Genomic DNA, 14460 nt, shown 5'->3' on the forward strand with positions numbered 1-14460 from the left:
GGCTTCGCCCGCTGGGTCTGCGGCTAAGCCGCCCCCCTCCACATCGGTTATTCCCTTCGGTCATCGAACTGCGGACTAAAGTCCTTGTTGTGGCCAAAAAAGAGAGCCCCCAGCTAGCTGCGCTGGCTGGGGGCTCTTGCGTAATAGAGCAAAGTCTAGAGCTTCACTTCCATCAAGTTTTGGAAAGCTTTCTTACGAGCATTCAAAGCAGCCTCATCAATTTCTTTGAGGCGGTTAGGACCAAAAGCTTCAACACAGAAAGAAGCGACTACAGAACCATAAACCAAAGCACGCTTCATGCTTTCCAAAGAGTGGTCATCTTCCTGAGCCAAATAGCCCATGAATCCACCAGCAAAGCTATCACCAGCTCCAGTAGGATCAAATACTTCTTCCAAAGGCAAAGCAGGAACAAAGAAAGTAGATTCGCCATGGAACAATAAGGCGCCATGCTCTCCTTTCTTAATTACCAAATATTTGGGCCCCATTTCACGGATTACACGAGCAGCTTTTACCAAAGAGTACTCCCCAGACAACTGACGAGCTTCCTCATCATTGATAATTAAAATATCTACCTGCTTTAGAGCCTCTTTGAGCTCCTCCATGGCAATATCCATCCAGAAGTTCATCGTATCCATAGCGACCAATTTAGGGCGCTTTTCTAGCTGGTTCAAGACCTGCATTTGTACAGCTGGGGCAAAGTTACCCAACAAAAGATATTCTGGGCTTTTATAGCTTTCGGGCAATTGAGGGCTATAATTCTCCAATACATTGAGCTCTGTGGCCAAGGTATCCCGAGCATTCATATTCATGTGATAACGCCCTGCCCAAAAGAAAGACTTTTCGCCTTCGCGTTTCTCCAATCCATCCAAATTAACGCCTCTGGCTTCCAAAGCCGCCAACTCCTCAGCAGGAAAATCCTCACCAATTACAGATAGCAATTGTAAATCTTTGTGAAAATGAGAAGCTGCCCAAGCAATATAAGTACCAGCACCACCAATGATGCGGTCTGCCTTGCCAAAAGGAGTTTCAATGGTATCAAAGGCAACAGTGCCCAATGTCAATAAGCTCATAGTAAAATTGATTTTTTTTCTGGGCACAAAAAAACAGAAAAAGGCCGAAAAAACGGCAGCCTAGCCTCCTTTTTTTGCCCTAGTCCAAAGAAACTCCATTTTTTTTATGTCTTTTTTTGCAAAAAGTTTGGCAAAACCAAAAAGGGCTCCTATATTTGCATACGCAAAGAGGGAACAGCCCTCTAAATGCAAATATACGCTTCCATAGCTCAGTTGGTTAGAGCATCTGACTGTTAATCAGAGGGTCCCTGGTTCGAGCCCAGGTGGGAGCGCTACTCATACACAACAATATATTTTGCTTCCATAGCTCAGTTGGTTAGAGCATCTGACTGTTAATCAGAGGGTCCCTGGTTCGAGCCCAGGTGGGAGCGCAAAAGCCTGACTTCATTTGAAGTTGGGCTTTTTTATTCCTGCAAGCGCTTTAAGGCCTTAGGCCGCAAGCGCCACAACTTGGCCCCCGATAAAATTGAGCGCTCTGTAGTTAAATATAATTCCGCATCTGGCCCAAAACAAAGGGCCTCTTGCTGCCGCAAAGGCAGAGCTATGCGCTGCTCTAATGGACCAAAACGGCCCCGCTCAAAAGAAAAGCGGTACAAATGCCGCATACTTAATAAATAAAGACTTTGCTCTTCTTCTCGATAAGCTGCGGCCGTAACCGATTGCCATAAACCGCCTCTTTTTAGCTGTACACTATCGCAGAGGCGGGCCGCTTGCGGCCCCGCCTCTTTGCCCAAGGCATAGAGATAATGCCAGCCATCATGCGGGCGATGGCGGTTTTTGGTCACTATATACAAGCTATCGCCTTGGGCAAAAAGGGCCTCGGCATCAAAGTGGCGCTGCCAAGGGGCGGCGGGAAAAGCAATTTGCTCTGGATAATAAAAGCTAATTTTTTGAGGCTGAATTTCTTTTTGGTCCAAAGCCGATTTGGGGAAAAAATAGATGCAAAGATCTTTGCGCTGATTTAAATTATTGCCCATATCGGCCAAATAGATAAATGCGCTATCAGTAGAAAGCGCCTCCCAATCTACATTAGGTGCTAAAATGTTTATACTGCGCTGCAAATGCCCTTTTTGGTCCAATACATAAAGTAAAGCGGGATTTCCACCATCATTATGGGTATAAAAACTGCCACTGCTGTCAATCCAAAGACCAGAACTTTCCGAAATAGGCAGGCGGCCCAAAGAGCTCAAGCGGCAAGCCGATAAACTTAGGCAAAGAAGCAAAATGCCAATACAACTTTTCATAGACAGCAATTTTTGCGGTGGACAGGCGGCGAAGCCGCCGCAGGCTGAGGGATGGGCAGCAGTGGCCGCAGGCCAGACCGAAGCCCGCAGGGCTGAAGGGCCGAGCGAATAGCGAGCTGCGAAACGTAGCGCCCGCCGAAGGCGGGAGGCCCCAAAACAGCAGCGAGCTGCGAAACGACAACAAGGCCTTTAGACCGCAGTTCGACGACCAAAGGGAGTAACCGCCGACGAGCAAAGCGAGACGGAGGCCCAAATAAAAAGGCATCTAGCCTAAGCCAAATGCCTTTATCTCTTAATCGACAATCATGGTATTTTTATCCAGTTCTTGTTGACGAATATTTTCGGGTAGTTCTAAATACTCATATTCCTGATTGCGCAATTGCGGGCGGAAACCTGCCTCGCGGATGGCGTCTTGAATCCCTTGGGCCGTAAATCGGAAGGCAGCACCAGCGGCAGAAACCACATTTTCCTCAATCATAATGCTTCCAAAATCGTTGGCGCCAGCATGTAGACAAGCTTGGGCCACCTGTTTCCCTACGGTCAGCCAAGAAGCCTGAATATTGGTCACATTGGGCAACATAATGCGGCTGAGGGCAATCATGCGGATATATTCATCGCCGCTCACATCTCGGCGTTTGATTTTCAGGCGAGACAAAATCGTGTCTTCATCCATAAACGGCCAGGGAATAAAGGCCAAAAAGCCCTTGGCGTCCTTGGGTTTTTCGTTTTGCACCTCTCTCAACCAAACCAAATGCTCCATGCGCTCATAATTGGTCTCGATATGGCCAAACATCATGGTTCCGCTGGTCGTCAGATGCAGTTGATGAGCAGCCCGCATCACATCTAGCCACTCTTGGCCCCCGCATTTTCCTCGAGAAATACGGCGACGCACCCGATCATTGAGAATTTCGGCTCCAGCCCCAGGCAAAGAATCTAGGCCCGCTTCTTTGAGGCGGCTGAGCACCTCGGTATGCGAAAGCTGATCAATTTTGGCGATATGCGCGATTTCGGGCGGGCCCAAAGCATGCAATTTGAGGTTCGGATAAAGCGATTTAAGCTCCTTAAACAAGTCGCAATAGTAATCAATGCCCAAATCGGGATGGTGTCCACCTTGCAAAAGCAACTGCTGGCCGCCATACTCCATCAACTCATCAATTTTGCGCTTATAAGTATCTATAGAAGTAATATATGACTCCTCATGGCCAGGGCGGCGGAAGAAATTACAAAACTTACAGTTGGCAATACAGACATTGGTGGTATTCGAGTTGCGGTCGATAATCCAGGTCACCACATCATTAGGGACATGATGCTGCCGCAGGCGGTTGCCCACATACATCAACTCGGCGGTGCTTGCCTCTTCCAGCAAAAAAACACCCTCCTCAATACTGAGCTCTTCTAGTTGCAGGGCTCTATGCAATAAATCGCTTACATTCATAGCTTTTTGTTTCCAGATTCTCTCTTTTAACAGCCCTTTGGGCCTATGGTTGCCGCAAAGATACAACTTTTTTCATCTGTTATTGAAAGTAGGAATATTTTGGGGCTGCCCCTGCGGCCGTTGGCCTTGGGTCGGGCTGTCTCGCAGCTCGCTGTTCGCTCGGCCCTTCGCCGCCTATGGCGGCTCGGTCTGGCCTTCGGCCACTGCTGCCCATCCCTCAGCCAAGGCGCTGCGCGCCTTTCTATAGCTTGGAGCAAAGGGGTAGGGACAAAAAAATGAGCAGCTACTTTCCCCAAAGTAACTGCTCTGTAATCCCCATGATTTACCCCAAACTTAATTGAAGTTAGAGCAAGTATTTCCTTTTGCTCTATTGCAAATCTACGATAAGCAATAATCAGTTTTCTAGGCCATTTAGGCAAAACTAGAAATTAGGTATTTCTCTTATAATTTAATTTTGTGCTTCTAGCTTTTGTAGATAAGCCACCACCTCCATGGCCATATTGTCCAACTCAGGTTGTACGGCCTCTACGGCATTGCGCTCTTCTAACCAAGCAAAATACTTCTGCTCAAACTCTCTCATCTCGTTAATATCCAGATAATAGAAGTTGATGTTAATATGCGCAGGCGCATTCACACTAAATACAGCATGCATAAGGTCTTGAAAGTCCTCATTTTGGAAACGAGAGGGCCAAGAGGGCAAAATGATACTCATATCTAATGAATAGAAGTCGTGGCGAACATCCAAATTGGGACGTTCTTCCAAAAAGAACTGAATGTTACTTTGCAAAGGAATAGCTCCAGACTTAAAGCTATACACATAGGCTACAATATCATCAATCTGTTCTTTGGCACCTTCTAGGGTATAGAAAATCTCTGGACAGCGAGCAATTTTATGATCATACTCCTTCAATACCACCTGATAACTTTCGCCATCTTCCAAGGTTTCTACAATGAAGTTCTCTTTTTTGCTGGCCAACAAATCTAGTTGATTACTCAAGTTGCGCTGCTCATCAAAAGCTCCAAATTCATAGCTTTCGAGCAAGGGGCGATCCTGATCATTAACCAAGCGGAAAGCGTGACGATCTTGGGCCTGTGGACGAAGCAAAATATGCTCGACCACATGCATCCCCTCCGTTTGGTGGTTGATGCGAGCAAAGAATTTAATCAGCTTTTCCAACTCGACCTGAGCCGCCAAAATGCTACTATATTCTCTAATCTTTACACAACCTAAATCGGGATTTCCCTTATAGTATACACTATACATTTCCTCCCCATCGCGATCTTCCAATAGGGCCAAATAATTATAGCTAAAAATACCATTGGCCAAAAGATCTTGCATGAGCTCATCCATGTCCTGCGCTCTAAAGATAAATTTAGAGCGGTAGTCTAGGGTTTCGGGCAATCGCTCAGGAGCGGGACCAGGATCTTCTCCTTTTTCAATTTTTTCCAAACGCTCTAGCTCTACATCTAAGTCCACATAGCCTTCAGGCAACATAGGTGATTCAATCTGTATCAAATCATGGAAGCTATCGATGCCATCTTCCAAAGGAATGTTTTCATCCTCCTCAAAAATGCGAACCAATGACTCATTCCCCCCCTGATTGAGGTTGAGCAACAAACAAACCCGACGCTCTAAGCCAGCTACTTCCGTCTCTAGCAATTCCAACATCTTCTGGGTATATTTCAAATTGGTCTCTGAAATAGCCGCTGTCAAGGTTTCGGGCAAATCGAGATCTTTGAGCATTTTTTTCGTCTGCTCTTTGGCTACATCCTCTGGTTTGCGATAGTTAATCGCCATAGAAAAAGCATCTTTCTGATGCTGACGAAGCGGATAGTTCTCCCGTAGCTGTTGATACTGCTTGCGAATCAAATCTCTTTCCGCCTCTTCTTTATATTGCTTAATGAGCGGCTCAAAAAGCTCTGCCCACTCTAACTCTTGCTCATAAATGACATTGTACAAGGCCATGTAATTAAAGCCACGACTACGGTTGCGACTAATGTCTACATAGTTACGCAAAAACTCCAACTTGGCATTGACCAACTCATGCTCTGGACTCTTGGCCTCCCCTTCCGACATATCATAACCCACATACTGACTCACCTTCAATAGAAAGTCCGTAGTGAAACGCTCCCCAAAACGAGCCAATAAATGGTCCAGCAAACGGTTGCGACGCTCCACAAAAGGATCAAATTCCTCTACCGTTTCCTCTAGCTTCTTTAACCTCGCCTCATTGTCTTTCCCCTTCAAGATGTATTGCATCTCAGGCATATTCTCTGGCAATTGCGAGAAATAACTGCGATCCAAATCGCTATCCAAAGAGAAAAACTTCTTCACATTGCCCAATTGGGCCAAGTAATTCGCCATCAACTGCTCAAAAAAGGACAAATACCCTCTGAGCTGCTTAATCATGCCCAAACGCTCCCGAGTAGGACGCACACTATTGGGCAAGCCAAAAGGACTCAAACCATAAGTCGCCGGAAAAGTATTCTGTACCGAATAGTAACGCTTGATGTCCTCCTCTTTCAATACCGAGGGATAATCCTTCTCATTATAGAGCATCTTCATCTGATAGCCCTTCTTATAACGAGCATAAAGCGAATACAACAACTGACTGGCCGTATTCAAATCCAAATCATAATTCAAGCTCCCTCGCTGAAAACGAATCGGATAAGCATCAGTTTTCCAACGTGCATCAATCGTGTCCATATCCAAAACGGGATAAGTCTTTTCGGCAATCCGAATGACATCTCCCTCCACAGGAAAACCATCTTTCTCTACCCGAAAATAATTGATGCGACGAACGCCCTCAATATCCGAGATGATTTCAATAATCTTCGAAATATAAACCTCCCGCTTCATGGCTTTGAGGTCCTCTTTTTTAATGATACCATGCACCGGCACAGGACCATCAAAAATATCTTCGATCGCATAGCCCTCTTCCAAAAGCTCATCAATCGTATGATACTGAATGGAGGGCGTGAGATGCTCCTCTAACTTAAAGAGAATTTCGGCCAACACTTCCTCCGCCACCACATCCGAACTAATGTCCAAATCAGTATAGATGATAATCTTGTCTACATCCAAGATCTCTATGGCCTCCAAATCCTCACAAAGATTGCGATGCGCCGCAAACAAAGCATATACTTCTCTCTTGATCTCTTTCATCCGCTGCGGATGACGAGCACTGTCGCTCACCTGCAACAAAATCCGATACAAGCCCTTAATCCCTTGCAAATGATCCCGTACAGGCTCTACCCAGGCATTTTTCACCCCATTCACCCGATCAATAATCAAGCGGCGATAATCCTCTATCGTTACCGGATTGGTCGGCAATATCTCCGAAGCATCGTAAAAGGTGTTGTTCAAAGCCTTACGACGGCCCTTCCCTCTCGCATTCAATAAATCCTGAATGCTAAAATCCGTGCGAAAGCCCAAATCGGCCAATGCATAACAAAGTTGCTCCAAAATGGTCACCCCAGGGTCATGGGTGTTGTAATCGGTCCAAACTTTACCCGATAGTTCTTGCACCATCTGCAATCCCTCTTCCTTCAAAAAGAAGAAGTCCATACTCTTGTGCGGCGGGGTTTCGCGGAAAATCTGAATTGGTTTCTGCGCCATAGGTCTTATAAATCTGATAGGGCCTTGCCCTTGGGGTTCTGTTCCGTTCTAAAATATCTTGCGGTAGTGTGTGCTTGTCCTTATTTGTCCAATTGCTTGGGGGGCTCTTCTGCATGCATCTGGGCATTCGCCTGCTCATGAATCTTTCCGATCAACTCATAAACTTCATTAAAGGGACGCTGCCCCAATGCCTGCAAAATCTTATTGATTTCTTGCATATCCAACTGCAAAAGCAAAGGTTTTTCTTCTTTTGTCTTGCCCATCGATCTTGTTTTTGTAAAAGCCTAGCGAATTTAAGAAAAAAAGCGCTTTGTGCCAATTTATACAAATTTGATTATAGAATTATAGAAGTACGGATTCTTTTTATTTTGGGGCTGCCCCACCCTTCGGGCGGGTCGGGCTGTGTCGCAGCTCGCTACTCGCTCGGCCCTTCGGCGCTTGCAGCGCCTCGGTCTGGCCTACGCGCCCCCCCTGCCCATCCCTCAGCCAAGAAAAGCTGGCTGCGCCAGCCCCCAAAACAAAAAAAAGCTCCAGTTGAATTAACTGGAGCTTTTGCGCAAATTAAGGCCTCGCCTATTCTGCATTGTTTATTTCCATGGCCCATTTGTCCCGATCATCAGGAGAAAAAGCCCAAGGCGCACCATTGTTTTCAATGGTGTTGAACATCCCGTTCCACTCTTCTGGAGAATCAGATTGCTCCAAAATTAAGTTGCGACGCAACTCTATAATAATATCTAATGGATTGATCAATACAGGACAAGCCTCTACACAAGCATTACAAGAGGTACAAGCCCGCAATTCTTCCGCACTGATGTAGTCAAATAGCGTTTTGCCATCATCATAATTGGCCGCCGTTAACTTAGAGGTTTCTGCCTTCTGCTCCTCATTGATGAACTCGGTCTTGTTGAGGTCCAAATTCTGCCCAACTTCATCAGCACGATCCCGAACGTCCATCATGATTTTACGAGGCGATAATTTCTTGCCCGTCAAGTTAGCGGGACACATAGAAGTACAACGACCACATTCCGTACAAGTATAAGCACTCATGATCTGCTGACGCTTGAGATCAAAGACATCGCTTACCCCAAACTTGGGAATCTCCTCCGATACAGGCGCATCAAAGGCAGCGTTGGGATCCATCATAGAAGCTACTTCTTCTTGGACCTCTTTCATGTTGGCCATTTCGCCCTTTTTGTTCAATCTGGCCCAAAAGGTATTCGGAAAAGCAAAGATGATGTGCAAATGCTTAGAATAAGGCAAATAACCCAAAAAGACAAAGACCATCAAAATGTGCCCCCACCAGCCAATGCGCTCCAAAATGTGCAAGCTCTCATTGCTGATGCCCTCCCAAATGGGAGAAATCAACCCACTGACCAAAAAGCCATACTCATTGCGATGAATCGCCATGTCTGTACTGTTCATCAAAAAGATGCAACAAACCAAAATGATCTCCGCAAAGAGGATGAGGTTTGCATCTAGCTTGGGCCAACCGTTCATCTCCGATTTGACAAAACGAGGCAGCTTGAGCAAATTGCGTCTAGACAAAAAGGCAAAAGTAGCCACTAAAGCCATGACCGACAAAACCTCTATGAAACTGACCAAAAAGGTATAAAAGCCACGGAGGAAGTCGCTGCCTTCCCACCAAGCCCAAAACAAACGATGCTGGCCCGTTAAACCATCAATTACGATCTCAATCAACTCGATTTGCGTAACTAGAAAGGCAGCATACACACAAAGGTGTAGAAAAGCCGCCAAGGGCCGCTTGAACATTTTTTGCTGGCCCAAAGCCACCATGATGGTATTGCGCCAACGCTCTGGACTAGGCTGCGCTTCCTCATCTACTTTTCCCAGCTGTATGTTACGAATAACAAAGCTGTACTTTTTGTAGGAAAAGGCCGCCGTCCCTAGCAATACTAGCGCAAAAAGGATAGGTCCTATCATAATTAAATTGTATTTGAATTGATTAATGGTGTCAGTAACTATTTAGCCCAAAAGTCGTCCCCAAGCAGTTTGGACCAAGGACAAAATTAAATTTTTTATGCTAAATTTATAATCCACCTCTCAGAACTTTCTCCCGATTCTCTTATTTCTGCCCAAATCTATTGGCCCAAAAGCCTTTTTTGCAGCCTAAGGCTTCCCAATCCCCTCGGCCCAGCGCTGCGCAGGGGGGGCGCGTAGCGCCAGACCGAGGCGCTGCAAGCGCCGCAGGGCCGAGCGACTTGCGAGCCCCGAAGCATAGCGGCGGCCAAGCGAGGCGAAGCCGAGCCGGCCGCGGGCCCCAAAACCATCTAACTATGAAAGCGCTTTACTTCCTTATTTTCCTGCTGCCTAGCTGCCTCAGCGCTCAAAATAGCAAGCTGAATGTTGACCTTTTTCGCCTTTGGCAAATGGGCGGCAGCGAAAAACTAGAGCTGATGGTCCAAGGCGATCCGCAGACGATAAAAGAACTGGCCAAACAAACCGATAGTCAATATAAATATGGCCTTAATGATCTGGCCGCCCTCTCTATCCCCCTGCAAAAGCTGCCCCTTTGGTGGGAAAACCCCAAAATTAAAGGCCTGCAAGCCCAGCGCCTTTCCCCTCTCTATTTTTTTGAGCAAGATAGCCTGATGCTGGCCAATAATAACGCCCTTGCCGCTCATGAAGGCTGGGGGTTGCCCCAATCTTTTGAGGGCGAGGAGGTGCTTGTCGGCATTATTGATGACGGCTACGAATGGCAGCATCCCGACTTCTGGCAGCCCGATGATAGCAGCAGCCGCTTCCTGAGCATTTGGGACCAAGATTATTTTTCGCCCAACTTTTTTCTGGGCCAATATGGCTATGGCAGCTATTGGAGCAAGGCCCATATTGATTCGGGCCTGATTACTCATCCCCCAGGCGAACATGGCTCGCATGTGCTGGGCACTGCCGCTGGAAATGGCCTAGCTGCCCAAAAATATAGCGGCATTGCCCCCAAAGCCGAGCTTTTGGCCGTGGCCCTGAGCGAAGATGGACAGTTTTTGCCCCGCTTTGTGGATGCCGTCCACCATATTTTTCAAGAAGCTAAGCGATTGGGAAAACCCTGCGCCATTAACTCTAGTGTAGGGGCCTATTATGGCTCGCATGATGGTCAAGACTTGTATACGGCTATGATTGAAGCTATGCTAGAGGAGGAAAACGGCCGTGCATTGATTCAAGCAGGTGGCAATGCCCGTCAGGCTAAAATGCACTGGCAAAAGAAGCGAGAAGATAGCGCTAGTCTGGCCTTTTTGCCCCTCAATGGCCAAGCATTTCGCAGCTCGGCCTTTATTGATACTAGTGACTGGGCCCAATTGCATTGGCAATTTGAGCTAAAGGGAAGTCAGGGACAAACATTGGTCCTTAGTCGCCCTTTTTCCCCTGCCGATTTGCCGCCGCATAGCCCCCTACCCGCCCAAAGAATAGATACTATATATATAGGTCCACAAGGCCCCCTGATTTTAGAGCAATATTTGGCCGAATGGCAAGGCTGCCTAGAGTGGTATTTTCAACTGCGGGGAAACAATTTGCAAAATCAACAGCTTTTTTTGCATTGGAGCGGGAGCGGCAAGCTTGATATTTGGAGCCATGAACGCAATATGGGACTCTCTGATATTCTTCAACAGGCCAATAGCTCTCATTATGTTGCGCCCGATAACCAACAAACCCTAGCGGCTTATTGGACCTGCTCGCCCAAGGTCATCACGGTGGCGGCCTATCAAAACCGCGATCAACTACATAATTATGCTGGCGATACCGTCTCTTTGGCCTATGCGGGCTTTCCGATCTTTGGGATTGCAGATTTTTCTAGCCTCGGCCCTAGTCGAACGGGCCTACAAAAGCCCGATTTAACGGCCCCTGGGGGGCAGGTCCTTTCGGCAGGCAGTCTGGCCGCCCTGCAAGCCGCTCGAAACAGTAATTATATATATCTGGACCAAGGCGGTTGGCATGTTTCCGCTAAAGGGACCTCTATGGCCGCCCCTATGGTCACGGGGGCCGCTGCCCTCTATTTTCAATGCCAACCCCAGGCCGATTGGGCCGAGCTCAAAGCCGCCTTACTACAATCGGCCCGCAAAGATGCTTGGGTCTATAGCGCTGGCGCGCCGCCCAATATAGACTGGGGAGCAGGTAAACTAGATGTGCAGACGCTTTTGCAAAACTGCCTAAAGCCGGGCTGCCTAGACAGCAACGCCCTCAACTTTGTCCCCAACGCTTGGGTAGAAGATGGCTCTTGCTACTACCCTAGTTCCACAGATTACCTGAGCGAGCAAGGGCCAAAGCTCTGGCCCAATCCCTTTAGCGCCCAACTGCAAATAGAATTACCTCAGGCGGGCCAGCTTTGCTTTTATAATGTTTTGGGCCAAGAAGTGGCTCGCTATATTTTGCCTGCTGGCCCAAAAACAATTGGTACCGAAAATTGGCCCAAGGGCAGTTACTTCTGGAAATGGGAAAATGGACAAAGCGGAAAGCTCATTAAGCAGTAAACAACGCTCAAAAAGGGGCAAAACTTAGGTTTCCCCCCTTTTTTTAGGCCCTAAAATCAATAGACTTCTAAATTTCGCTGCTAAGCGAGTCTAGCTAATTTGTAGTAGGGTCAGTCCAGAAAAAAAAGATAGGGTCTTAGACATACTCCCCAAGCTAATTGTAATTTGCAAATTAAGCTGGGCGTCACGCCCACGTTAATTGTAATCTGCAAATTAAGCTGGGCGCCACGCCCACGTTAATTGTAATCTGCAAATTAGGCTGGGCGCCACGCCCACGTTAATTGTAATCTGCAAATTAGGCTGGGCGCCACGCCCACGTTAATTGTAATTTGCAAATTAGGCTGGGCGCCACGCCCACGTTAATTGTAATCTGCAAATTAAGCTGGGCGTCACGCCCAGGTTAATTGTAATCTGCAAAACAGGCGGGGGATTTTCCCAACACCAATTGTAATCCGCAGATTGGCCCAAAACCTTTGTTTAGCCGCATAAAAAAGGCCGCAGTTCCTTTTTAGGAACTGCGGCCGAGGCATTGGCCCAAGAATTTAGGCGGGGGCCAAGCGTTTTTCGATATATTTAGAATTCATGATGCGGAGGATCGCCATATAATCGAGTTTAAACTCGATCAGATCGCCAACGCCTAATTCCTTTTCATTGCTTCCTAGGTCAATTACGACCATATCCGAGGAGGCGCCCAGCATTTTGTGTTTGGGGTCGGCCAATTGCAGATGGGCTTCATCTACATCTAGCAGGCCAAGGTCGATAATTGCGCGGACCGCTGTTTTTTGTCGAAGTTCTTCTTTAAAAGTCACGGCTTCGCCCTTGAGGTTAAGGCCCATATTGCCATCGGGCACCAGGGGTTTTTCGTTCAGCTCAATGATTTGGGCATAAAGCTTAAAGACATCTTGGTGCATCCGTTCATAGGTCCGATTATTATAGACATCGGTCCCTAGATAAAGGGTCTCTCCTACTCTAAAGTGATTGATTCCCGCGGGCAATAGGTTCTGAAAAATGAGGGGAATCGTCACAGAGGAGCCCCCAGACACCAGCGGAATTTCTCGGTTAAATTTGGCCTCTACCAGTTGTTCATAGAGGCAAAGTTGGATCAATTTATCTTGGCTGGGCAAAACGCCATACATACAAGTGAGATTGGTTCCAATGCCCACCACTTGAATATTGGGCAATTTGAAGACCTGCTCATAAAAGTCCATAAACTCCTCTCGCATCACGCCTTCTCGCAGTTCGCCCATTTCGATCATAATAATCACTTTATGCAATTTATTTTGGCGGGCGGCCTCTTCGGACAGCAGGCGGATGCTTTCGATCTCCGTATTAAAAGAGATATCGGCATATTGGACAATTTCGGGAATAATTTCTTGGGGGGGCGGCTTAATATAGATCGTCTCCACCTCTTCCGAGATAGATTTGATCATTTTGAGGTTGCTCAGGCGGGAGTCGCACAGTTGTTTGGCGCCCAATTTAATGAGTTCCTCTAGGTAGAGGCGGTGGCCACAAAGCATTTTGGAAACCACGGCCCATTGGATATTTTTTTCTTGAAAAAGCTCGTCTAAGCGTTGGTAGTTTTCGGCTAGTTTTTGACTATCTAAGGTGATAAATGCCATTACAAATGGTTTACTGAAAAAATAGGTATGTATTTATCTAGGAGGGTTTTGGGGCTGCCCCTGCGGCCTGCGGCCTTGGGTCGGGCTGTTTCGCAGCTCGCTATTCGCTCGGCCCTTCGGCGCTTGCAGCGCCTCGGTCTGGCCTAACGGCCACTGCTGTCCATCCCTCAGCCAGATTTAATCGCGCTGCTTTGGCCATAGTTTGCTATGAATTTTCTGCTAGGCCAGCTATTTTTTAAGGGCATAGCCTTCGCTATGGCTGAGAAAAATAGGGCCGACTAGCGGGAAATTGCTGCAAACTATAAAAGTGAGTGCGTTTAAATCTGGCTATTGCCTGCGGCCCTTCGGGCCTGTAGGAGGCAGAGGAGTTTATTTTTTCAGTCGCATTTCGAGATAAGGATTAGTAAATCCTAATTTTTCATAAAGCTGCTTAGCGGGATTATCTTTTTCTACATGCAGGGCGATATCTCCGGGGGTTTGCTCAATTGCTGCCTGCATTAGTTGTTTTCCTAGGCCTTTTCCTCTAAATTGCGCATCTACGGCAATATAGACCAGGATATTTTCGGGGATATAGCCAGTCATGCCTGTGCGGTTAAGCACAGTAGTGCCGGCCAATTGCCCTTGATGATAGATGCTAAAAATCTGGCCCCCAGCGGCTTGTTCTGTCTGGCCGAGGGAATAATCCATAGCGGCTAGAATTTGCTCTTTGGGGTCTCCGTATTGTTCTAGATGTTTAAATAAAAAGTTGGCCATTTCTTCTTTCTCCGCTTCAGTTGGCTGATGTTCAGGAGAGTAAGATTTGATCGTTGCCATTTTGATGATAAGTATTTTGAGGTTAAAAAATCTAATTGCGATAACCGTATAGGTTATCTATTTGTTTGAACAAAGGTACAGTTTTCTGTCTGCAAAGCCAGTTGGGTAAAATGCGAGAGCAGGAAAACCCTTGTCTTGAGGGGAGTTGAACTAAATTATTGTTCAAGAAACAACCAATT

Annotated in this window: 9 protein-coding genes and 2 tRNA genes; 3 read left to right on the forward strand and 8 right to left on the reverse strand. The window is 47.0% G+C overall.

Going from position 1 to position 14460, the window contains the following annotated elements; translation table 11 throughout:
* Positions 1–155 precede the first annotated feature (155 nt).
* On the reverse strand, positions 156–1070 hold the full coding sequence (locus PPO43_RS04830; protein WP_272620678.1) for a PfkB family carbohydrate kinase: 915 nt from the start codon (positions 1068–1070) through the stop codon (positions 156–158).
* 198 nt (positions 1071–1268) lie between these two features.
* Between PPO43_RS04830 and PPO43_RS04835 the strand changes: the two genes are divergently transcribed.
* A tRNA-Asn gene (locus PPO43_RS04835) sits at positions 1269–1342 on the forward strand.
* 25 nt (positions 1343–1367) lie between these two features.
* A tRNA-Asn gene (locus PPO43_RS04840) sits at positions 1368–1441 on the forward strand.
* 33 nt (positions 1442–1474) lie between these two features.
* On the opposite strand, the gene PPO43_RS04845 is transcribed toward PPO43_RS04840, so the two are convergent.
* From PPO43_RS04845 to PPO43_RS04865, 5 genes are all read right to left on the reverse strand, one after another.
* Positions 1475–2314 (reverse strand): hypothetical protein, encoded by an 840-nt coding sequence (locus PPO43_RS04845; RefSeq protein ID WP_272620679.1) that lies wholly within the window; start codon positions 2312–2314, stop codon positions 1475–1477.
* Between the two features lie 292 nt (positions 2315–2606).
* On the reverse strand, positions 2607–3749 hold the full coding sequence (gene mqnC / locus PPO43_RS04850; protein ID WP_272620680.1) for a cyclic dehypoxanthinyl futalosine synthase: 1143 nt from the start codon (positions 3747–3749) through the stop codon (positions 2607–2609).
* Positions 3750–4197: 448 nt separating this feature from the next.
* Positions 4198–7368 carry a hypothetical protein gene (locus tag PPO43_RS04855; RefSeq protein ID WP_272620681.1) on the reverse strand — a complete coding sequence of 1057 codons (3171 nt, stop codon included), beginning with the start codon at positions 7366–7368 and terminating at the stop codon, positions 4198–4200.
* Positions 7369–7448: 80 nt separating this feature from the next.
* Positions 7449–7631, reverse strand: a complete 183-nt coding sequence (locus PPO43_RS04860; protein WP_272620682.1) for a hypothetical protein — start codon at positions 7629–7631, stop codon at positions 7449–7451.
* Between the two features lie 310 nt (positions 7632–7941).
* A complete protein-coding gene (locus PPO43_RS04865; RefSeq protein ID WP_272620683.1) occupies positions 7942–9309 on the reverse strand; it encodes a (Fe-S)-binding protein in 1368 nt (455 codons plus the stop codon).
* Positions 9310–9662: 353 nt separating this feature from the next.
* Here PPO43_RS04865 and PPO43_RS04870 point away from each other — a divergent pair, with 353 nt between their 5' ends.
* Positions 9663–11849, forward strand: coding sequence for a S8 family serine peptidase (locus tag PPO43_RS04870; protein WP_272620684.1), 2187 nt, complete (start codon positions 9663–9665; stop codon positions 11847–11849).
* 542 nt (positions 11850–12391) lie between these two features.
* On the opposite strand, the gene PPO43_RS04875 is transcribed toward PPO43_RS04870, so the two are convergent.
* Together PPO43_RS04875 and PPO43_RS04880 are read right to left on the reverse strand one after the other, a co-directional pair.
* Positions 12392–13468: an alanine racemase gene (locus tag PPO43_RS04875; protein WP_272620685.1), complete on the reverse strand. Its 1077-nt coding sequence runs from the start codon at positions 13466–13468 to the stop codon at positions 12392–12394.
* Positions 13469–13837: 369 nt separating this feature from the next.
* Positions 13838–14281: a GNAT family N-acetyltransferase gene (locus PPO43_RS04880; RefSeq protein ID WP_272620686.1), complete on the reverse strand. Its 444-nt coding sequence runs from the start codon at positions 14279–14281 to the stop codon at positions 13838–13840.
* Positions 14282–14460 lie beyond the last annotated feature (179 nt).

It is taken from the genome of Saprospira sp. CCB-QB6 (assembly GCF_028464065.1).
Classification (GTDB): domain Bacteria; phylum Bacteroidota; class Bacteroidia; order Chitinophagales; family Saprospiraceae; genus Saprospira.